Source organism: Microbacterium meiriae, assembly GCF_040702565.1.
Taxonomy (GTDB): Bacteria; Actinomycetota; Actinomycetes; order Actinomycetales; family Microbacteriaceae; genus Microbacterium; species Microbacterium meiriae.
Genome location: NZ_JBFBLJ010000001.1, coordinates 946,157 through 967,075, shown reverse-complemented (window position 1 = coordinate 967,075; position 20,919 = coordinate 946,157). Strand labels below are relative to the sequence as shown.

Here is a 20,919-nt window from a genome sequence, read left to right as displayed (position 1 = left end):
AGTGTCGCCTGTACGTAATCCCCCACTTCTACCCTGGAGACATGTTGAGACGCGCGAAAATCGTCGCCACCCTGGGCCCCGCCACTTCCACGTATGAGACGGTGCGCGCACTGATCGATGCGGGTGTGGACGTCGCCCGACTGAACCTCAGCCACGGTGACTACTCCGTGCACGAGAACAACTACGCGAACGTGCGTCGCGCGGCGGAGGACTCCGGTCGCGCCGTCGCCATCCTCGTCGACCTCCAGGGCCCGAAGATCCGTCTGGGCCGCTTCGAGGACGGACCGTACGAGCTCGCCAAGGGCGACATCTTCAAGATCACCACCGAGGACATCATCGGCAACAAGGAGATCTGCGGCACGACGTTCAAGGGCCTTCCCCAGGACGTCAAGCCCGGCGACTTCCTGTTGATCGACGACGGCAAGGTCCGGGTCGAGGTCGTCGAGACCGACGGCGTCACCGTCACCACGCGCGTCGTCGTCGCGGGCGCCGTCTCGAACAACAAGGGCATCAACCTGCCCGGTGTCGCCGTGAACGTCCCCGCGCTGAGCGAGAAGGACGAGGACGACCTCCGCTGGGGCCTCCGGACGGGTGCCGACCTCATCGCGCTCTCGTTCGTCCGCAACGCCTCCGACGTGACCCGCGTGCACGAGATCATGGCCGAGGAGGGCGTCCGCGTCCCCGTGATCGCCAAAATCGAGAAGCCGCAGGCCGTGGATGCGCTCGAGGAGATCGTCGACGCGTTCGACGGCATCATGGTCGCCCGCGGCGACCTCGGCGTGGAGCTGCCCCTCGAGGCCGTCCCGATCGTACAGAAGCGCGCCGTCGAGCTGGCCCGTCGCAACGCGAAGCCCGTGATCGTGGCGACGCAGATGCTCGAGTCGATGATCAACAGCCCGGTGCCGACCCGTGCCGAGACCTCCGATGTCGCCAACGCCGTCCTCGACGGTGCCGACGCGGTCATGCTCTCCGGCGAGACCAGCGTGGGCGACTACCCGGTCGTCGTCGTCGAGACGATGGCCCGGATCATCGAGTCGACGGAGGAGCACGGTCTGGAGCGCATCCTGCCGCTCACCACGAAGCCCCGCACGCAGGGCGGTGCCATCACCCTCGCCGCCCTCGAGGTCGCGGAGTTCGTGGACGCCAAGTTCCTCTGCGTCTTCACGCAGTCGGGCGACTCGGCGCGCCGCCTGTCCCGCCTGCGCTCCCGCATCCCCATGCTGGCCTTCACGCCGGAGCCCGGCATCCGTCGTCGTATGGCGCTGACCTGGGGCCTGCGCTCCACGCTCGTCGACATGGTGCAGCACACCGACCTCATGTACCACCAGGTGGACGAGTACCTCCTCGAGAACGGCCTCGCCGTCGAGGGGGACAAGGTCGTCGTCATCTCCGGTTCCCCTCCCGGGATCATCGGTTCCACGAACGACCTGCGCGTGCACAAGGTCGGCGACGCGCTCCGTGGCGCGGCACCGATCTACAAGGCAGGCGTCTGACGCAGACGTTCCGAGAGGGGCGGGGCTTCGGCCTCGCCCCTCTCTGTCATCTCCGGGCCGGGGCGTCAAGCCTCTCGGCCGTGACCGCCGCCTCGGCTAGCGTGCTGCCATGGTCCTCCGTCGCCTCCTCGTCACCTCCGGGCTGACGTTCCGCATCCTGGAGAGTCCGCGGCCGGCCGGCAGCACGGCCCCGACCGTGGTCCTCGTGCACGGGATCGGGATGTCGCACCGGTATCTGTCGCGGCTGCACGCCGTGCTCGCCGACACGACCCGGGTGGTCTCCGTCGATCTTCCGGGCTTCGGCGGCCTGCCCAAACCGCGGTTCGACGTCTCCATCCCGCAGATGGCCGCGGGTCTCGCCCAGGTGGTGGCGAGCCTCGACGACGATCGCGTCGTGCTCGTCGGACACTCGATGGGCGTGCAGTGGGCCGTGGAGACGGCGCTCCGGCATCCCGAGTACGTCCGCACGGTCGTCACGATCGGCCCCGTCGCGGACGACGCCCACCGGACGCTCGGTGCACAGGCGCGCGCGCTGGCCATCGACACGTTCGGCGAGACCCCCGCGATCAACACCGTCGTCTTCACCGACTACCTGCGCTGCGGCGTGCGCTGGTACCTCCGTCAGGTCCGCCACATGCTCGCGTATCCCCTGGAGGAGAAGATCGCGGGGCTCACCATGCCAGTGCTCATCATCCGGGGGAGCGACGATCCGATCGCAGGACGCGGGTGGTGCCGGCGCCTGCGTGACGCGGCGGCCGTGTCGAGGCTGGTGGAGATCCCCGGTCACCACCATGTCGCGCAGCAGTCCGCGCCCCGTGCGGTGGCTTCCGCGATCCTGACCCATACGACGGGTGCGTGGCCGACGGCGGTGCCGGCCGCAGCCGCCCGGCGGGGGAGGGCGCCATCGACGTCCTGAGGATGCTGGGCTGGTGGGCTGCGGACTACGCGTACGCCGGGTTCTGGCAGGTCCGATCGTTCTTCGGCCGCGACCAGGCGGACGACTTCGCCACCGGAGACCGCGCCCCGATCGTCGTCCTCGCCGGCGTCTACGAGACCTGGCGCTTCCTGGAGCCGCTCATCGTCGCGCTGCACGAGCGGGGCCATCCGGTCCACGTCGTGGACGCGCTGCGCCGCAACCAGTTCCCGGTGCAGGATGAGGCCGACCAGGTGGCCGACTACCTGCGAGCGCACGACCTCTCCGGCGTCTTCCTCGTCGCCCACAGCAAGGGCGGTCTCGCCGGGAAGCTGGTGATGACCGGCCCCGAGGGCGGGCGGATCCGTGGGATGCTCGCCATCGCGACACCCTTCGGGGGCTCACGATATGCGCGGTTGCTGCCCGGTCGGGTGCTGCGGGCGTTCTCGCCGGACGACCCTTCGATCGTCGCCCTGGGGCGGGAGCTCGACGTCAACGCCCGCATCGTCTCGATCTACGCCGCGTTCGATCCGCACATCCCCGAGGGGAGCGAGCTCGCCGGGGCCAAGAACGTGGTGCTGGAGACGGGAGGGCACTTCCGGATCCTCGCCCACCCCCGCGTGATGGCCGAACTCGCCGCCCTCGCCGAGTGACGGGGCGAGCGGTTCGCGATGCTGGTGCCGGCGGTGGGACTCGAACCCACACGCCCTTTCGGACAAAGCATTTTGAGTGCTCCGCGTCTGCCATTCCGCCACGCCGGCCCGTGTCTCGCGACTTCGACTGTAGCGCAGACGGCGGACGCTTCCTCGCGTGCCCGCTGTCTTCAGCCGGTGGTGAGGACCTCTCCGTTAGGATGGAGGGGTGACCGAGCAAGAACAGGCTGAGCAGCCCACGGCATCCGCACCCCGACGCGTCGTCGTCGCCGAAGACGAATCGCTGATCCGTCTCGACATCGTCGAGATCCTCCGCGACAACGGCTTCGATGTCGTCGGCGAGGCCGGCGACGGCGAGACGGCGGTGGCCCTCGCCACCGAGCTGCGTCCCGACCTCGTCATCATGGACGTGAAGATGCCCCAGCTCGACGGCATCAGCGCCGCCGAGAAGCTGCACAAGGGCAACATCGCCCCCGTCGTGCTGCTGACCGCGTTCAGCCAGAAGGAGCTCGTGGAGCGGGCGAGCGAGGCCGGAGCCCTGGCCTACGTCGTGAAGCCCTTCACCCCGAACGACCTCCTTCCCGCGATCGAGATCGCTCTGGCCCGCCACGAGCAGATCATCACTCTCGAGGCCGAGGTCGCCGACATGGTCGAGCGCTTCGAGACCCGCAAGCTCGTCGACCGGGCCAAGGGGCTCCTCAACGAGAAGATGGGCCTGAGCGAGCCCGAGGCGTTCCGCTGGATCCAGAAGGCGTCGATGGATCGCCGGCTGACGATGCAGGACGTCGCCAAGGCGATCATCGAGCAGCTCGCTCCCAAGAAGTAAGGCACTCCGGTGCTCCGGCTGGACGCAGAGCACGTTCTGCGGCCGGTCCGTGCCGGGGACGGAGCCGCACTCGCGCGTGCGTACCGGGCGAACAGGGAGCATCTCGCCCCCTGGGAACCGGTGCGCTCTGAGGCGTTCTTCACCGAGGAGTGGCAGGAGCAGAACGCCCAGCAGTGCGTCGCCGAAGCCGCGCTCGGCCGGAGCTCCCGGTTCGTGATCCTCTCGGACGACGGCGAGATCCGCGGCCGGATGAACCTGAACACCATCGTGCGCGGCGCGTTCTGGAGCGCTGATCTCGGCTACTGGATCGATTCCACCCGGCTGCGCCGCGGCCTCGCAGGTCGCGCGGTGGCCCTCATCGCGGAGCACGCGCGGGACGAGCTGCGGCTGCACCGGCTCCAGGCCTCGACGCTGCTGCACAACGTGGCCTCCCAGCGCGTCCTCACCGGCAACGGCTTCGAGCACATCGGCATCGCCCCGAAGTACCTGCGGATCGCGGGGGAGTGGCAGGACCACATCCTGTTCCAGCTGCTGCTGGAGGAGCCGCTCAGCGCCCGGCGGGAGCGTCCTTGATCATGTTGGTGATGCGGATCGTGGAGCAGCGCCGGCCCTGATCGTCGGTCACGACGATCTCGTGCACCGTGATGCTCCGGCCCAGGTGCACGGGCGTGCAGACCCCGGTGACGACGCCCGAGGTGGCCGACCGGGTGTGCGTGGCGTTGATGTCGACCCCGACCGCCAGGCGGCCCGCTCCCGCGTGCAGATTGGCCGCCATCGAGCCGAGCGATTCGCCGAGGACCACGTAGGCGCCGCCGTGCATGAGGCCGACGGGCTGGGTGTTGCCCTCCACCGGCATCGTCGCCACGCACCGGTCGACGCCGAACTCGACGAACTCCATACCCATCTTCTCGGCCAGGGCTCCCATGCCGCGGGCGGCCGCCCACTCGAGTCCTTCGCTGGTGGCGACCTCGCTCATGCATCCTCCTCTGCGGGTGTCCGTGCTCCTCGTTAGGCTGACAGGGTGACGGACTCCGCAAAGCCTACCCTCATGGTCGTCGACGGCCACTCGCTCGCCTACCGGGCCTTCTTCGCCCTCCCGGTGGACAACTTCACCACCAAGGACAACCAGCACACGAACGCCATCTACGGGTTCCTGTCCATGCTGGTCAACCTCATCAAGGCCGAGCAGCCCACCCACCTCGCGATCGCGTTCGACACCTCCCGCCACTCGTTCCGCACCGACGAGTACCCGGAGTACAAGGCCACCCGATCCGAGACGCCGCAGGAGTTCAAGGGCCAGATCCCGCTGCTGCAGGACTGCCTCGCCGCGATGTCTATCCCGGTGCTGACGCAGGAGGGCATCGAGGCCGACGACATCCTGGCCACCCTCTCCACTCAGGGGGCGGCCCAGGGCTACGACGTGCTCGTGGTCTCCGGAGACCGCGACACCATCCAGCTCGTCACCGACGACGTCACGCTGCTGTATCCGTCCGTGCAGGGTGTCTCGCAGCTCAAGCGCTATGACCCGACGACGGTGCAGGAGCGCTACGGCGTCCGTCCCGAGCAGTACCCCGACATCGCCGCCCTCGTCGGTGAGACCAGCGACAACCTCCCCGGTGTGCCGAAGGTGGGGGAGAAGACGGCCGTCAAGTGGCTCACGCAGTTCGGCTCCCTCGACGAGCTGCTCGAGCGTGCCGGCGAGATCAAGGGCGTGGTCGGCGGCAACCTCCGCGATCACATCGAAGACGTCCGCCGCAACCGCAAGCTCAACCGCCTGCTCACCGACGTGGAGCTGCCGGTGGCACCGGCCGATCTCGCGGTCGCCCCGATCGATGCCGAGGCCGTCCGCGACATCTTCGCCCGACTCGAGTTCCGCACGCTGCTGCCGCGAGTCTTCGAGGCCCTCGGTGCGGGCGAGGTGGCCGAAGACCCGGCCTCCGTCGTCGAGATGCCGGCGCCGGCACAGGTGTCCGCCTCCGATCTGGCCACCTGGGCCGCGGCTCAGAGCGGAGATATCGCTCTCCGGGTCGTGGTGCAGTCCGGCGCACCCGTGCGCGTCGGCGTCGCCACCGGGAGCGAGCTGCGCGAGCTCGACTGGTCGGAGGAGGCGGCCGCGGCGCTGCGCACGTGGCTGGAGTCCGACGCGCCGAAGGTGCTGCACGACGCCAAGCCGCAGGTGAAGGCGCTGCTCCGTCACGGGATCCGTCTCGGCGGGCTCGCCTACGACACGAGCCTCGCCGGCTGGCTGCTGCGTCCGAGCTTCCCGGACAAGACGCTGTCCGACCTCGTCCAGCGCTACCTGGGGGAGAAGCTCCCCGAGGCCGATCCGTCGCAGCTCGTGCCGGAGACCGAGGGTGCCACCCCGTCGCAGGAGGCGTGGTTCATCCTCCGCGTGGCCGAGGCCCTGCGGAACGATCTGCCCGAGCCGGTCGACGCCGTGCTCCGCGACATCGAACTGCCGACGCTCCGCACCCTCGCCGACATGGAGCTCGCCGGCGTCGCCGTCTCGCACGAGGTTCTGTCGACGTTCTCGGCCGAGCTCGCGACACGCGCGGATGCGCTGGCCCAGGAGGCGTTCTCGGTCGTCGGCCGCGAGTTCAACCTCGGGTCGCCGAAGCAGCTCCAGGAGGTGCTGTTCGAAGACCTGCAGCTTCCGAAGACGCGCAAGACGAAGACCGGGTACTCGACCGATGCCGCGGTGCTCGCCGACCTCCAGGAGTCGCACCCGCACCCCTTCCTGAGCCTGCTGCTGCAGCACCGAGAGGCGACGAAGCTGCGGCAGATCATCGAGTCCCTCGACACCGCGATCCGCGAGGACAATCGGGTGCACACGACCTATGTGCAGACCGGCAGTCAGACCGGGCGCCTGTCCAGCACCGACCCGAACCTCCAGAACATCCCGGTCCGCACCGAGGAGTCACGGCGCATCCGCAGCGCCTTCGAGGTCGGCGAGGGGTACGAGACCCTGCTCACCGCCGACTACTCGCAGATCGAGATGCGGATCATGGCGCACCTCTCGGGTGATGAGGGGTTGATCGAGGCCTTCAACAGCGGTGAAGACCTGCACCGTTTCGTCGGCGCCCGCGTGTTCGGCGTCGATCCGTCCGAGGTCACGCCGGCGATGCGCACCAAGGTGAAGGCGATGTCGTACGGCCTCGTCTACGGGCTCTCCGCGTTCGGGCTGTCCAAGCAGCTGCGCATCGAGCAGTCGGAGGCCAAGCAGCTCATGGTGGAGTACTTCGCACGGTTCGGTGCGGTCCGCGACTACCTGCGGGCCTCGGTGATGAAGGCCAAGGAGGTCGGCTACACCGAGACGATCTTCGGACGTCGGCGGCCGTTCCCCGATCTCGCGAGCCCCAACCGCGTGCTGCGCGAGAACGCCGAGCGGGCCGCGCTCAACGCCCCGATCCAGGGCAGCGCGGCCGACATCATGAAGATCGCGCTGTTCCACATCCACGACGACCTCCACGCCGCGAAGCTGGAGTCGCGGGTGCTGCTGCAGATCCACGACGAACTCGTCGTCGAGGTCGCTGCGGGGGAGTGGGACGCGGTGGAGCAGATCGTCCGCACGCGGATGGGTGACGCCGCGCAGCTCTCCGTGCCGCTCGACGTGCAGGTCGGCCGCGGTCGGGACTGGAACGAAGCCGCGCACTGATCCCGGCGGCCGGAGGGGGCGGGGATTAGGCTGGAAGGCATGACTTCCGCACCCCGCACCCCCTCCGCCATCGACAGGGTCGCCGATGAATGGGTCGACACGATCGCCGTGCTGGCGCCGACTCTCGGCACGTACATCGGCCGCTCCGAGGTCAACGACCGATTCGGTGACCTGAGTCCGGAAGGTCACGAGGAGATCGCCGCGGCGACGCGGGCCACACTGGACAAGCTGGCCGCGCTGGAGCCGGTCGACGCGATCGACGAGGTCACCAAGACCGATCTCAGCGCCGAGCTGCGCCTCGACCTCGAGTTGCACGACGCGAAGTGGCACCTGCGTGATCTGAACGTCATCGCATCCGCCGCGCAGGACGTCCGCTCCGCCTTCGACCTGATGCCCACCGCGACGGTCGAGGACTGGGAGGTCGTCTCCACCCGACTCTCTGCCGTGCCGGGGGCGCTGCGCGGGTACATCGAGACGCTCCGTCTGGGCATCGCCGAGGGCGTCACTCCCGCCCGTCGCCAGGTCGCGGAGGTCGCGACGCAGATCGACCGCTACATCGCCGACGACGGCTTCTTCGCGGCGTTCGTCGCGCACGCCGATCCCGAGGAAGGTCAGCTTCCCGCCTCGCTCGCCCGCACGCTGGCGGACAATTCCGCGGCTGCCCGGGTCGCCTACGGCGAGCTGCGGCGCTTCCTGGCCGAGGAGCTGGCCCCCGAAGCCGGTGAGACGGACGCCGTGGGGCGCGAGCTCTACGCCCTCAACTCCCGGCGTTTCCTCGGCGCGACCATCGACCTCGACGAGACCTACGAGTGGGGCCGGGAAGAGCTCGCCCGCATGGTGGCCGAGCAGACGGCGATCGCGAACGAGATCCTTCCCGGAGCCTCCGTCGAGGAGGCCGTCGCGCATCTGGAGTCGGACCCCGCCCGCAAGCTCGTCGGCACCGAGGCGCTCCAGCGGTGGATGCAGGAGACCAGCGATCGCGCGGTCGCCGAGCTGGGTGCCTCGCACTTCGACATCCCGGAGGCGATCCGCACGCTGGAGTGCATGATCGCGCCGACGCAGGAGGGCGGGATCTACTACACCGGTCCCACCGACGACTTCTCGCGCCCGGGCCGCATGTGGTGGTCGGTCCCCGAGGGCGTCACCGAGTTCGACACGTGGCGCGAGCTCACCACCGTGTACCACGAGGGTGTGCCGGGGCATCACCTGCAGATCGCCCAGGCCGTCTACAACCGCGCCGAGCTCAACTCCTGGCGGCGGCTGCTCGCCGGCACGTCGGGGCACGCGGAGGGCTGGGCGCTGTACGCGGAGCGGCTGATGGAGCAGCTCGGTTACCTCGATGACCCGGCGGATCGCCTCGGCATGCTGGATGGGCAGCGGATGCGGGCGGCGCGCGTGGTCCTCGACATCGGCGTGCACCTCGGCAAGCCCCGACTCGAGGGCGAGGGCGTCTGGGATGCCGAGTACGCGCTCGACTTCCTCCGCCGCAACGTGAACATGTCGGACCAGTTCGTGCAGTTCGAGGTCAACCGGTACCTCGGCTGGCCGGGTCAGGCGCCGTCGTACAAGGTCGGTCAGCGCATCTGGGAGCAGGTCCGCGACGCCGTGCAGCAGGCGGAGGGCGACGCGTTCAGCTTCAAGGGCTTCCACAAGCGCGCCCTCGATCTCGGCGGCGTCGGACTCGACACCCTGCGCAGCGCGCTGCTCCCTCGGTGACGGGAATGCCGGCCCGAGTCCGCGTGTTCCATTCACCTGAATAGGAAGGTGTGACATGGACATCGAATTCGGGCTGGACACGTTCGGCGACATCACCCGGGACCAGGACGGCGAGCTGCTCAGCGGCGCGCCGACCATCCGGAACGTCGTCGCGCAGGCGGAGCTGGCCGACACCGTCGGCGTCGACTTCTTCGGGGTGGGGGAGCACCACCGGCGCGAGTTCGCGGTCTCGTCCCCGGAGATGGTGCTCGCGGCGATCGCGGCGCGCACTGAGCGCATCCGGCTGGGCACCGCCGTGACCGTGCTGTCCTCGGACGACCCGGTGCGTGTGTTCGAACGCTTCTCGACCCTCGACGCCCTGTCCGGCGGCCGGGCGGAGGTCGTCCTCGGGCGCGGTTCGTTCATCGAGTCCTTCCCGCTGTTCGGCTACGACCTGCGCGACTACGACCGGCTCTTCGAGGAGAAGCTCGAGCTGTTCGTCGAGCTCCTCAAGGAAGAGCCCGTCACGTGGTCCGGCTCGCTGCGGCCGTCTCTCGACAACGCGGACGTCTTCCCGAAGACCGAGAAGGGCCTGCGCACGTGGGTCGGCGTGGGTGGCAGCCCGGAGTCCGTCGTGCGTGTCGCGCGTCACGGTCTCGGCCTGATGCTGGCGATCATCGGCGGCCCGGCCGGACGGTTCAAGCCGTTCGTCGACCTCTACCACCGCTCGGTCGCCTCCTTCGGGACGACCGCCCACCCGGTGGCCGTGCACTCTCCCGGTCACATCGCGCCCACCGACGCGGAGGCGTGGGACGAGGCCTACCCGGGCTTCGAGGCGATGAACAACACCATCGGTCGCGAGCGTGGCTGGCCGCCTTACAGCCGCGCGCGCTTTCAGAACGACATCGGTCCGGAGGGCTCGCTCTATGCCGGTTCGCCGGAGCGCGTCGCGGCGAAGATCGCCGACACGATCACGACCCTCGGGCTCGGCCGCTTCGACCTCAAGTACGCGACCGGCACCCTGTCGCACGAGTCGATGATGCGCAGCATCGAGCTGTACGGCACCGAGGTGATCCCTCGGGTGCGGAAGCTCCTCGCCGACCGCGACTGAGCGGGCGTCATCTCGCGGCTCGGCGGGACGGGCGGCCCTACGATGAGAATCATGGCCGATACCGCCCTGCCGAGCCGCACCTCGCTCGCCGAGCGCCTCGACGTCCTCCCGTTCACCCGCCGGCACCTGCGCCTGCTCACGGGCTCCGGCGTCGGCTGGGCGCTCGACGCGATGGACGTCGGACTCATCTCCTTCATCATCGCGGCGCTCTCACAGCAGTGGGATCTCACGAAGGGGGAGGCCGGCTGGATCGCCTCGCTCGGCTTCGTCGGCATGGCGGTCGGCGCGACCCTCGGCGGTCTTCTCGCTGACCGCTTCGGCCGCCGGCAGGTGTTCGCCCTCACGCTGCTCATCTACGGCGTGGCCACCGGAGCGAGTGCGCTGGTCGGATCAGTGGCGGCGCTGCTCGTGCTGCGGTTCTTCGTCGGCCTCGGCCTGGGAGCGGAGTTGCCGGTCGCCTCGACCTACGTGAGCGAGTTCGCGCCCGCGCGCATCCGGGGACGGCTGATCGTCATCCTCGAAGCCTTCTGGGCTGTGGGCTGGACGGCGTCTGCCGTCATCGGGTTCTTCGTCATCCCCGCCTCTGAGGCAGGCTGGCGGTGGGCCTTCGCGCTCGGCGCGATCCCCGCGGTCTACGCCCTCGTCGTGCGGTGGGGTCTGCCCGAGTCGCCGCGCTGGCTGGCGTCCCGCGGACGAATCGCGGAAGCCGACCGCATCGTCGCCGCGTTCGAGGCCGATGCCGGTGTCGAGCACACCCCGCAGATCCGGAAGGAGCCGGCGTCGCGGGCGATCGCGATGACGGCGCGTGCCCGGCTCGCTGCGCTCTGGAGCGTCGAGTTCCGGATGCGGACCGCCTGCCTCTGGCTGGTGTGGCTTGCCGTCAACTTCGCCTACTACGGGGCGTTCATCTGGATCCCGAGCATCCTCGTCGACGCGGGATTCGACCTCGTCCGCTCGTTCGGCTTCACCCTCATCATCACGCTCGCGCAACTCCCGGGCTATGGCGTGGCCGCCTGGCTCATCGAAGTGTGGGGCCGCCGGGTCACGCTCTCGGTCTTCCTGCTGGGGGCGACCGCCTCGGCCGTGGTCTTCGGCACCGCCACGACCGTGCCGATGATCATCGGCGCAGGCATGGCCCTGTCGTTCTTCACCCTCGGTGCGTGGGGCGCGCTGTACGCGGTGACGCCGGAGATCTACCCGACCTCGCTGCGCGGCACGGGGGCCGGCTGGGCCGCCGGGGTGGGCCGCATCGCCTCCATCGTGGCGCCCCTCGCCGTTCCCGTCCTCCTCGGTGCCGGCGGCGCGCCCCTGCTGTTCGTCGTGTTCGCGGCCTGCTTCCTCGTCGCCGCCGCGGCGGCCTGGGGTCTCGTCGATCGGAGCGGAGCGGCGTTGGACGACCGGTGACGTCCGGGACCGGGAATAGGCTGGGCGCGTGGCTGATGTACGTTTCGTCGCGATAGGCGACTCCTTCACCGAAGGCGTGGGCGATGTGCTCCCCGATGGGCGCGAGCGCGGCTGGGCCGACATCGCCGCGCAGGGATGGGCGGATGCTGCGGGGCACCCCATCCAGTACGCGAACCTCGCGATCCGGGGGAAGCTGGCGTGGCCGATCGTCGAGGAGCAGCTCGAGCCCGCGTTGGCTCTGCGTCCCACGCACCTGTCGTTCAACGGCGGGGGCAACGACATGCTGCGGCCGCGGACAGACGTCGAGCACATCGCCGACGCGTTCAGCCGCGTGCTGCGGCGGTGCGACGAGGAGGGTGTGACGATGATCCTGCTCTCCGGTGCCAACCCCAGCGGGCAGCTTCCGATGGGATCGCTCGTGCAACGCCGCGGCGATCTGCTCTCCGAGGCGGTCCTGCGGCGCATCGAGGACCGGCCCGACGTCATCCGTGCCCTCAACTGGCCGGACACGGAGCTGTCGAAACCCGCGTACTGGTCGGAGGACCGGCTGCACATGAACGCGGCGGGCCACCACCGCGTCGCGGCCCGCGTGCTGCACGGGCTCGGCTTCGAGCCGCCGGCAGCCTGGTGGGCGCCGCTCGACCGCTGGACTGCAGGGCCCGGGGGCCTGGCGTACTACCGGGAGTTCGTCGGCCCGTGGGTGCGACGGCGCGTGACGAGGACCTCATCCGGGGACGGCCGCGCAGCGAAGTATCCGACCTGGGTCGAGCGAACCCCGGCATGAGCGCCGCCACGCCCCGCGGATGAGCGACATCGAACTCGTCCGTCTCCCCGCCGGGACTGTCACGCTGCACGACGCCCGGCGCCGCACCCGCCGGACCGTCGAACTCGAGCCGTTCGCCCTCGCCGCCTTCCCGGTGACGGAGGAACAGGTCACCGAAGTCCTGGGCACACCATCACGGCATCCTCGTCGCCCGGTCGCCGACGTGAGCTGGCTGCGGGCCATCCACTTCTGCAACGCCGCCTCGGAGTGGGAGGGACTCGATCCCGTGTACCACTTCGAGGGTGAGGACGTGGCCTGGGACACCACAGCGGACGGCTACCGCCTTCCGACCGAGGCCGAGTGGGAGTACGCCTGCCGAGCAGGCTCCACCGGGCCACACTATGCGCCGCTGGCGGAGGCCGCCTGGACCGCGGCCGACGGAGTGGGCACGCCGCAGGACGTGGGCGGGAAGCTCCCGAACCTGCACGGGCTCTTCGACACGCTCGGCAACGTGTGGGAGTGGTGCTGGGATCTCCTCGACCCCGCGCGGTACGACGACTATCGGGTCTTTCGCGGCGGAGGATTCGCCGACGACGCCTGGAGCGTGCGCGCGTCCGTTCGCCGCGGGGGAGCGCCGCGCATGCACCATGAGGACGTCGGTTTCCGCGTTGCTCGGGGCGCCTTCGACACCGAGGAGGAGGCGCAGGGCTGGTCGGCGGCCGCGGACCGGGAGCGGGCCTTCGTCGACGGCGGTCTGCCCTCGGGCTGGACCCCACGCCGACGGTAGCCCGCACCGGGCGGTTTTGGTCGCCCACTCTGCGCGGTGGGAGACTGAAGGGATGACCACGCCGTTCGCGCTCATCCTCAACCAGGGTCGCGTCGCCGACCGCACGGACGGAGCCCTCGTCGGGGCACGCCGCGTCGCCGACGCGCTGTCCGCGCTCCTGCAGCGGGAGCCCGTCGTGGTCGGTACCCCGGAGCCGGGCCGGATGGACGACTGGTCGGTCGCGCTGCCCGAAGCTGCGGAGACGCTCACGGGTCTGCGTGACGCGGTGCAGAAGGCGATCGCCGCGGATGCGACGCCGCTCCTCGTGACGAACACCTGTGCGGCGAGCCTCGGAACGCTGCCGAGTGTCGCCGAGCACCACCCCGACGCAGTGGTGCTGTGGATCGACGCGCACGGCGACTTCAACACGCCAGACACCACCGACTCCGGCTACCTCGGCGGCATGGTTCTCGCCGCCGCCTGCGGGCTGTGGGACAGCGGCCACGGGGCGGGCATCGACCCCAAGCAGGTCATCGTCGTGGGCGGTCGCGACATCGATCCCGCCGAGGGGGAGCTGCTCGCCGGTGCAGGAGTGACCGTCCTCAGCCCCGCGGAGAGCACCCCGGAGCGGCTCAGCGCGCTCATCGCCGGGCGACCGGTGCGGATCCATGTCGACTGGGACGTCTTGGAGCCCGGTTACATCCCTGCGGCCTATCGCGTCGGCGACGGTCTGCTGCCGCACCAGGTGGCCGCGCTGTTCGCCGCGATCCCGTCGGCGGACGTCCGCGGCGTGGAACTCGCCGAGTTCGAGGCGGGCGACGCGGAGGTGCCCGAGCGCGTCAGCGTCGAGTTGATCGTGGAGACCGTCCAGCACCTCCTGCGCTGACGGCGCGGAGTGCCGTCACGGCGTGGCGGGTGCGGCGCCGAGGTGCCACGCGGTGATCTCGACCTCGGAGCCTGACACGATGTCGAGCTCGACCGGCCACGAGCCGCGGTCATACCCAGGGAGCAGGGCGGCGTGTAGCGCACGTGCCACGAGAGCGCCGTCCGTGGCATTGGCGTCCCATCCGATCACCGCGGTCGCCTCGCCCTGGGGCGGCACGGTGACGGGCGCGGAGCCGGAGTCGGTCGCCAGGAAGGACGAACCGGGCCGCACCTCGACGTCGAGCGCATGGCCGTTCTGATCCGCGAACGCGATGTCGGGATACCCCTCGACCACGCACGGCTCCTCGCTGACGTTCATCAGACGGATGCTCTGGGCACGGTGCCCCGTGGCCCCGTCGGCGGTTCCGAGTAGCAGCATGGCCCGGTCGGGGGTGCAGGCGTCCGCGGGGAGCTGCGGTGTCGACGCCCCCGGGGCCCGCTCCGGCACCGGATCGCCCACGGCCGCTGGATCGACGAAGGCTCCGGACTCGTCGGTGGTGCCCTGCAGCGCGGCGTTCTCCTCGACGATCTGGCGCTGCCACGCGGCATCGGCCAGGCTCCCGATGATCATGAGTGCGACCACGCTCGCGAGGGCGAGACCGAGGGGGCGCGGGGACCATCGCCGCGCTGGTTCCTCGCTGGCTCTGCGCGAGAACGCCCAGGCGGGGATCCATCCCCAGGCGAGTCCCCAGTAGGCGGTGTCTGGAGCGGACTCCACGACCGCCGCGGTCAGACCGTGCACGCCGGAGAGAGGGAGGAAGGACAGCACCCGGGTGACGTCGTCGCACAGCCCGACGGCCGTACCGGCGAGGACGGCGCCGAACCAGAGCACGAGGAACGCGGGAGCCCGGCCGACGCCCTGCGCGCCGCGTGCCACGACCCAGACGACGCTGCACAGGACGGCCGCCGTCATGGCCAGCACCGGGACGCCCCACGCGCCGGGGAGCAGCCAGGCGTGACTCTGCAGCGGGCCGATACCGACGAAGCTCAGCACTCGCGTCAGCACGATGTCGGAACCGGTCAGTCGGGCGATGGCGCCGGAGACGATCCACAGTGCGCCGAGGAGCAGCCCGGCGAGCAGCCCCGCCGTCGACGGCGGCCTCGTGCGACCGTCTCGGGCGCTCGGGAGGGCGGCGGTCGACGGGGGAGCGGAGGCCATGCCTCATCCTAGGGGCGCTCAGCGACGCCGGTCGGGATCCAGCCCCATGCGGATCCGCGTCCGCTTGCGTTCGATCAGGATGAACACGACTCCGAGGACCCAGAGCGGGATCAGGGTGAGGAACGCGACACGGAACGCGTCGAGCGTGTAGGTGTCCGGGGTGCCGGCGCCCTGGGCGTCGAGGAGGAGACCGATCACGAACACGGCGATCAGGGCAGCGATGAAGCCGCCCGCGTTCGTCACGCCGGTGGCCGTGCTGAGGCGATGCACGGGGTTGTGCGTGCGGGCGTGGTCGAAGGCGATCATCGACGCGGGGCCGCCGGTCGCCAGAGCGACCGCCAGGACCCAGAGCAGCCAGTCCGGGGCGGGGCCGGGGAGGGCGATGACCGCGATCCAGGCCGCCATCTGCACGCCGACCGCGGGGAGGACGAGGGCGAGCGAGCGGTGGTTCGGCAGGCGGCGGGAGAGATCGCCGATGATCGGGCCGAGGATCATGCCCGCGACCACGTAGATCGATATGATCCCCGCCGCGTGGGAGGTGGTCAGGCCCTCGCCGGCCGTGAGGAACGGCATGCCCCACAGCAGCACGAACACCGTGCCGGCGAACGGTGTGGTGAAGTGCGACCAGAACGCGAGCCGTGTGCCGGGATGTGCCCAGGCCGCCCGGATGCCGACGCCCGTGTCGATCGCCGACGTCACGACACGCACGACTCCGGTGTCCGTGTTCACCGACACGTCCGGACCGCTCTCGGCGGGGTTGTTGCGCACGATGAGCCACACGAGGATCGTGAAGAGCAGGCCGAGACCGGCGATGCTGCCGAAGGTGATCGACCAGGTGGTGGCGTGCAGCAGGGCGGCGACCGGCACCAGGGCGATCAGCTGACCGGCCTGCCCGATGATCCCGGTGAACTGGACCATGACGGGGCCGCGCTGCGCGGGGAACCATGTGGCCACCAGTCGCAGCACGGCGGGGAAGACGGCGGCGTCGCCGGCTCCGAGGAGGACACGCGCGACGATCGCGATGCCGATGCTGGGGGAGAGGGCCATGGTGAGCTGTCCGGCCGCCATGAGCAGCATCCCGGCCGTGATGATCGGGCGGGAGCCGTAGCGATCGAGGAGGACGCCGACCGGGATCTGCATCCCGCCGTACACCGCGAGCTGCACGACGGCGAACAGTGCGAGCGTCGAGGCGTCCGCCTGGAAGCGGTCGGCGGCCTCGACACCGACGGCACCCAGAGATGTGCGGTTCGTGATGGCGAGCACGTAGGCCGCGACGCCGACGGACCAGATCGCCCAGGCCCGCCACCCCGGCGTGGAGACGGGGGAGTGGGAGACCTGAGGCACCCTTCCACGCTACTCCTGCGTGGCGACGTCCGACGCCGTGGCTAGAGTGCCCGCATGACAGCCTCATCGCAGCACCATGCCCTCGACTACGTCGAGCTCGTCGTCACGGACCTCGACGTGGCGAAACGCTTCCTCACCACCGCATTCGGGTGGAGCTTCCAGGACTACGGCCCCGGCTATGCGGGCATCCTCTCGCCCCGCGGAGACGGGAGCGAGGTCGGCGGACTCCTGCTCGCGGACGCGCCGCGACCCGTCGGCGGTCCGCTCGTGCTGCTCTACTCCGACGACCTCGATGCGACGAGGGAGGCGATCCAGGACGCAGGCGGCCGAATCCTGCAGCAGCCGTATGCGTTCCCCGGTGGCCGGCGCCTCCACTTCGCCGACCCGAGCGGCAACGAGCTCGGCGTCTGGTCCTCCCACTAGGCGCTGCAGATCACAGCGCGGGGGCGGAGGAGTGCCAGACTGCGAGGATGAGTCACGTGCCCCGCATCCCGGAGATGGACACCTCGCGCCTCCGCCTGCGCAGGCAGGCGATCGAGGACGCGCCCGTGTTCCGCCACCTGTGGACCGAACGCGACGAACGAGTCCCCCCGCACCGGCGGCTCGACCCGTACGGTCGCCCCGACGTGGACGACATCCGAGCGCATATCCGCGATGCCGAGGAGTCGTCGCTGCTCACCGTGGAACGCATCGACACCGGGGATCCGATCGGGTACTGCGGTCTCGTCTACGGCGGCGAGGGGGTGGGCACCGAACCAGAGCTCGCGTTCGAGCTGCTGCGCGCCGAGCACAACCGGGGGTACCCCACCGAAGCTGCTCAAGCCGTCCTGACATGGGCAGACGGGGCGGGCTTCGACCGCGTCTGGGCCGGCGTCTGGGAATGGAACCTCCCGTCCCGGCGGGTGCTCGAGAAGCTCGGCTTCGTCGAGTCCGGACGGGAACGCCCGTCCTCCGCCCACGGTCGAAACATCCTGACCGTCAGGACGCGAACTGCCGTTCCCCGCATCGTCAGCGGCGAGATCACCCTGCGCCCGTTCGAACCAGACGATCTCGATGCGGTGATCGAGGCCTCCACGGACCCTTCGATCACGTCGGTCACGAGCGTGCCCGTCGCCCCGGGTAGGGCGGAGGCCGCCGCATGGGTCACACGTCAGCACCAGCGTCTGCTGTCGGCCGAGGGGTATTCCTACGCGATCGAGCGCCAGGGGGAGTGCGTGGGCCAGATCGGTCTGTGGCTCCGTGACATCGAGCAGGGGCGGGGAACGGTCGGGTACTGGATACGGCCAGGTCGTCGGGGGCGCGGAACTGCATCCATGGCTCTTCGCGTCCTGTCGGAGTGGGCGTGGACGATCGAGGATATACAGAGGCTGCAGGCTCACGTCGAGCCGGGGAACGAAGCGTCGTGTCGGACTATCGAGCACGCGGGCTTCGTCCGCGAAGGGCTGCTCCGCTCCTGGCAGACCATCGCCGGAAGCCGTCGCGACATGTTCGTCTATGCTCTGGTCCGGCCGGACGCTCCGGGCACCCTTTCCGTATGACGCGGATGCCGTCATTCAGGTGATGGTGACCGGCGCGACGCGCAGACGTTGCTCGCGGATGCCCAGGACGAGGGCGACGATGCCGAGGAAGACGGTGCCGATTGCGGGCCCGTCCAGGACGAGATGACCGGCGATCCTCGATATCGCTGTGCCGAAGGGCGCCGACGAGGAAACGGTGATCCCGACGACGAACGCGAGGGGCGTCCAGAAGACGACCCACAGCGGGGCCCAGCGCCAGGGCGAGGGGAGGACCCCCGCGCGTCCGATTCCGACAGCGGCGATGATCGCCAACGCGGCCAAACTCCCGTAGTACAGCGCGGCAGCAAGCACCCAGGCGTCTTCGCGCGCGTTGGGGTCGCCGGGCGACTCCGGGACGAGGCCGAACCAGAGGGACTGGGCGAACGGCGTGACAGCCAGCGCGAGGGTCGCGACGGTGCTCACGGGCCGCCGAGCAGTGACGCTACCCGCACGACCGACACCGATCACGAACAGAACGGCCGCCGATGCGAACACGGCATCCTTCGCGATCGCAAAGCCGGCGAGCTCCCCGCGGGCTGTGAACCAGATGACGACCGAGAGGAGGAGCAGGATTCCGCCGGTGACCCATGTGAGCCGACGCGCTCGACTATCAGCAGTTGCGTTCACGGCCCCATCGCTCACGCAATCACCCTAGTCGTCGTTGGATCTTCGAGCAGCCCGCAGTGAGCACCCCGTCGGGAAGCCGCACCTCGTAGGATCGCGATATGACCTCCCCTCGCCGTGTCCCTGCAGACCTGCGGAAACGCGGGGGCTTTCGAGGAGCGGATGAATCGACCGCCTCGCTCATCCTCGGCCAGTTCTTCATCGGTGGCTTTTTCCTGTTCATCGTGGCTTTCTTCCTCGCACTCGGTGCTGCGGAAGAGTACGACGGGGTGACGTCCTTCATCGGGGCGAGCATCATGGCCGTCGTGCTGTCCGTCGTGTCGATGATCACCGCCCTGGTGGTCGGCCTGCCCCTTCGCCTCGTCTCGGCGCTGCGCGCGCGGTGGCTCGCCCATGGCGAGATCACCGTCCTCGGGGTCGTCGTCGGACTCGGCGCCTGCATCGTGTCGGTCGTGCTGGCGGGCGGAAGCGGGGGAGCGGCGTCCCCATGGTGGGCGTTCGTCATCTCGTGGACGGTCCTCGCCTTCTCGGTCGCGCATTTCGTCTGGCCAGGGCGACGCCGGCCGCGAGAGTCCCGAGCACCCCGAGACGACGACCAGGCCGCGTGAGCACACGCGGGGAGGGTCAGCATCCGGAGGACCCGGGAGCACGGGACGCCGATGAGCACGTCCCGACGCAGACGCGGCGGGGATTCCTCATCGCTGCCGGAACCGGCGTCGCGGTGACCGGCGTCGGCATCTGGCTCTCCGCGAACTCCGGGGGAGAGGCAGACGACACCGGATGCCGCCCGGACAATCCCCGAGGGTTGCCCGAGTATGAGCCGGTCTACGACCGCGCGGTCACGGGTCTCGAGGTACCGCTCGGTTTCGAGGACTGTGCCGATCCCACGGTTCGCGCTGACCGCAGCATCGCGGGGAGTGATCGCCGAACCGTGAGCCCTGTCATCGACCGCTTCATCATCCACCACACCGGCACGACTTCCGACCAGTTGGAGTTCTTCTCCCGCTGCAACCGGAGATCATCGGCTCCCACCTTCTATCTGCGACACGACGGATCGGTCATCGAGACCATCCGCCCAGGAGCGAAGCCGTCGTCCACCGGCGCGGACTGGAACTGGCGGTCCGTGGCGGTGGAGACGCTGGATTTCACCGGAGCCCCGGAGTACACGGTGACCACCGCGCAGGTGGAGGAGATCGCGCAGATGATCGCGTGGCTCGCAGGCTTCGACGGCCGGACCCTGGACGGCGTTCCGGTGCGCTTCCGGATCGACCGAGAGCACGTCATCACCCACCAGGAGACATGGTCGGGAACGGAGTGTCCCGGTCCGTTCCTCCAATCGCGAGTGGATGACATCGTGGCGCGGGCGCAGGAGATCAGGAGGGAGCCACGGTGACGGCAGGGGAGCGGGCTAGTTGTAGTTGAAGCACCGACTCGAGTCCGGCGTCGACTCCGGCTCACCCTTGTAGAGGATGAACCAGTTTGCCGCCGTCGCCTCGTCGACGTGCACATCCAGGAGCATGCAGGTATAGAGGACGCTGTCTTCGCTTCGGAAACCGGCGTAGATCCAGGTCGTCCCGCACGGTGAATCCGGATCCGTGGCCAGCGTGATCTCATTCAGAGCGCCGCCTGAGCCCTCTTCCCAGGTCCCGGAGAAGTCAACGGCATCTGCCCCGCGCAGCTCCGCCGCGGTGCGTGGCGGACTCCCACCGCACCCCACATCTCGTGGCCACGCAGTCGCCTGGAAGGTACCGTCCTCAGCGAGCTCGAGCGTCGTCGGCAGGTCGCTTCCCGCCCGCCATGTCCCGTACGCATCGGCCTCCGTCAGGCTGTAGTCCGACGTCCCGCACGCCGCCAACGAGAGCACGAAGGCGGCCAAGAACGCGAGCGCACCGACGCGGCCGCGATTCCGAGGGGATGGACGGGTGGGCACAGGCCCATCATGCAGCATCCACCCGTGTCACCGCGGCCGGCGACTCAGGAGAGGGCCACTTTCCTCAAGCTGACATAATGTGCATTATCGGATAATCCATATC

At 69.7% G+C, this 20,919-nt stretch carries 21 protein-coding genes and 1 tRNA gene; 16 read left to right on the top strand and 6 right to left on the bottom strand.

What is annotated here, in order from left to right; all coding sequences use genetic code 11:
- Positions 1 to 44 precede the first annotated feature (44 nt).
- The 3 genes from pyk (at position 45) to AB0310_RS04685 (ending at position 3,059) form a co-directional block, all read left to right on the top strand.
- Positions 45 to 1,493: a pyruvate kinase gene (gene pyk / locus AB0310_RS04695; RefSeq protein WP_136052871.1), complete on the top strand. Its 1,449-nt coding sequence runs from the start codon at positions 45 to 47 to the stop codon at positions 1,491 to 1,493.
- A gap of 109 nt (positions 1,494 to 1,602) precedes the next feature.
- Positions 1,603 to 2,409, top strand: a complete 807-nt coding sequence (locus AB0310_RS04690; protein ID WP_366236675.1) for an alpha/beta fold hydrolase — start codon at positions 1,603 to 1,605, stop codon at positions 2,407 to 2,409.
- Positions 2,410 to 2,411: 2 nt separating this feature from the next.
- The gene (locus tag AB0310_RS04685; protein ID WP_187664154.1) at positions 2,412 to 3,059 is read left to right on the top strand and encodes an esterase/lipase family protein; all 648 of its coding nucleotides are present in this window, start codon (positions 2,412 to 2,414) and stop codon (positions 3,057 to 3,059) included.
- Positions 3,060 to 3,081: 22 nt separating this feature from the next.
- Here the strand turns inward: AB0310_RS04685 and AB0310_RS04680 are convergent.
- Positions 3,082 to 3,167: transfer RNA gene (locus AB0310_RS04680), tRNA-Leu, on the bottom strand.
- Positions 3,168 to 3,267: 100 nt separating this feature from the next.
- Between AB0310_RS04680 and AB0310_RS04675 the strand changes: the two genes are divergently transcribed.
- Positions 3,268 to 3,885, top strand: coding sequence for an ANTAR domain-containing response regulator (locus tag AB0310_RS04675; RefSeq protein WP_025103469.1), 618 nt, complete (start codon positions 3,268 to 3,270; stop codon positions 3,883 to 3,885).
- Positions 3,886 to 3,894: 9 nt separating this feature from the next.
- The gene (locus tag AB0310_RS04670) at positions 3,895 to 4,458 is read left to right on the top strand and encodes a GNAT family N-acetyltransferase (RefSeq protein ID WP_366236674.1); all 564 of its coding nucleotides are present in this window, start codon (positions 3,895 to 3,897) and stop codon (positions 4,456 to 4,458) included.
- Here the strand turns inward: AB0310_RS04670 and AB0310_RS04665 are convergent.
- Complete coding sequence (locus AB0310_RS04665; RefSeq protein WP_060921657.1) at positions 4,433 to 4,861, bottom strand: hotdog fold thioesterase; 429 nt, start codon at positions 4,859 to 4,861, stop codon at positions 4,433 to 4,435. The genes AB0310_RS04670 and AB0310_RS04665 overlap by 26 nt on opposite strands.
- Before the next feature lie 45 nt (positions 4,862 to 4,906).
- On the opposite strand from AB0310_RS04665, the gene polA reads away from it, so the two are divergent.
- From polA to AB0310_RS04630, 7 genes are read left to right on the top strand one after another with little or no spacing between them, the layout of a single operon-like run.
- On the top strand, positions 4,907 to 7,540 hold the full coding sequence (polA, locus tag AB0310_RS04660; protein WP_366236673.1) for a DNA polymerase I: 2,634 nt from the start codon (positions 4,907 to 4,909) through the stop codon (positions 7,538 to 7,540).
- Positions 7,541 to 7,579: 39 nt separating this feature from the next.
- Positions 7,580 to 9,256, top strand: a complete 1,677-nt coding sequence (locus tag AB0310_RS04655; protein WP_366236672.1) for a DUF885 domain-containing protein — start codon at positions 7,580 to 7,582, stop codon at positions 9,254 to 9,256.
- Between the two features lie 55 nt (positions 9,257 to 9,311).
- Complete coding sequence (locus AB0310_RS04650; RefSeq protein ID WP_366236671.1) at positions 9,312 to 10,346, top strand: LLM class flavin-dependent oxidoreductase; 1,035 nt, start codon at positions 9,312 to 9,314, stop codon at positions 10,344 to 10,346.
- Between the two features lie 51 nt (positions 10,347 to 10,397).
- Complete coding sequence (locus AB0310_RS04645) at positions 10,398 to 11,750, top strand: MFS transporter (RefSeq protein WP_366236670.1); 1,353 nt, start codon at positions 10,398 to 10,400, stop codon at positions 11,748 to 11,750.
- A gap of 28 nt (positions 11,751 to 11,778) precedes the next feature.
- Positions 11,779 to 12,534: an SGNH/GDSL hydrolase family protein gene (locus tag AB0310_RS04640; protein ID WP_101845740.1), complete on the top strand. Its 756-nt coding sequence runs from the start codon at positions 11,779 to 11,781 to the stop codon at positions 12,532 to 12,534.
- Positions 12,535 to 12,553: 19 nt separating this feature from the next.
- A complete protein-coding gene (locus AB0310_RS04635; protein ID WP_366236669.1) occupies positions 12,554 to 13,300 on the top strand; it encodes a formylglycine-generating enzyme family protein in 747 nt (248 codons plus the stop codon).
- 52 nt (positions 13,301 to 13,352) lie between these two features.
- Positions 13,353 to 14,165 (top strand): arginase family protein, encoded by an 813-nt coding sequence (locus AB0310_RS04630; protein ID WP_366236668.1) that lies wholly within the window; start codon positions 13,353 to 13,355, stop codon positions 14,163 to 14,165.
- Positions 14,166 to 14,180: 15 nt separating this feature from the next.
- Here the strand turns inward: AB0310_RS04630 and AB0310_RS04625 are convergent, their stop codons facing one another.
- Together AB0310_RS04625 and AB0310_RS04620 are read right to left on the bottom strand one after the other, a co-directional pair.
- Positions 14,181 to 15,362: a DUF4232 domain-containing protein gene (locus AB0310_RS04625; protein ID WP_366236667.1), complete on the bottom strand. Its 1,182-nt coding sequence runs from the start codon at positions 15,360 to 15,362 to the stop codon at positions 14,181 to 14,183.
- An 18-nt stretch (positions 15,363 to 15,380) separates the two neighbouring features.
- Positions 15,381 to 16,706: an MFS transporter gene (locus AB0310_RS04620; RefSeq protein WP_315636870.1), complete on the bottom strand. Its 1,326-nt coding sequence runs from the start codon at positions 16,704 to 16,706 to the stop codon at positions 15,381 to 15,383.
- Between the two features lie 54 nt (positions 16,707 to 16,760).
- Between AB0310_RS04620 and AB0310_RS04615 the strand changes: the two genes are divergently transcribed.
- Together AB0310_RS04615 and AB0310_RS04610 are read left to right on the top strand one after the other, a co-directional pair.
- The gene (locus AB0310_RS04615) at positions 16,761 to 17,129 is read left to right on the top strand and encodes a VOC family protein (RefSeq protein ID WP_366236666.1); all 369 of its coding nucleotides are present in this window, start codon (positions 16,761 to 16,763) and stop codon (positions 17,127 to 17,129) included.
- A gap of 47 nt (positions 17,130 to 17,176) precedes the next feature.
- Positions 17,177 to 18,244 (top strand): GNAT family N-acetyltransferase, encoded by a 1,068-nt coding sequence (locus AB0310_RS04610; RefSeq protein WP_366236665.1) that lies wholly within the window; start codon positions 17,177 to 17,179, stop codon positions 18,242 to 18,244.
- A gap of 15 nt (positions 18,245 to 18,259) precedes the next feature.
- Here the strand turns inward: AB0310_RS04610 and AB0310_RS04605 are convergent, their stop codons facing one another.
- Entirely contained in the window at positions 18,260 to 18,904 is a 645-nt protein-coding gene (locus AB0310_RS04605) for a hypothetical protein (RefSeq protein ID WP_280565461.1), read from the bottom strand.
- An 83-nt stretch (positions 18,905 to 18,987) separates the two neighbouring features.
- On the opposite strand from AB0310_RS04605, the gene AB0310_RS04600 reads away from it, so the two are divergent.
- A complete protein-coding gene (locus AB0310_RS04600; RefSeq protein ID WP_280565459.1) occupies positions 18,988 to 19,494 on the top strand; it encodes a hypothetical protein in 507 nt (168 codons plus the stop codon).
- Positions 19,491 to 20,279: a peptidoglycan recognition protein family protein gene (locus AB0310_RS04595; protein ID WP_366236664.1), complete on the top strand. Its 789-nt coding sequence runs from the start codon at positions 19,491 to 19,493 to the stop codon at positions 20,277 to 20,279. Before AB0310_RS04600 ends, AB0310_RS04595 begins: the two co-directional genes overlap by 4 nt.
- Before the next feature lie 15 nt (positions 20,280 to 20,294).
- On the opposite strand, the gene AB0310_RS04590 is transcribed toward AB0310_RS04595, so the two are convergent.
- Complete coding sequence (locus AB0310_RS04590; RefSeq protein ID WP_268776316.1) at positions 20,295 to 20,762, bottom strand: hypothetical protein; 468 nt, start codon at positions 20,760 to 20,762, stop codon at positions 20,295 to 20,297.
- Between the last annotated feature and the right edge of the window lie 157 nt (positions 20,763 to 20,919).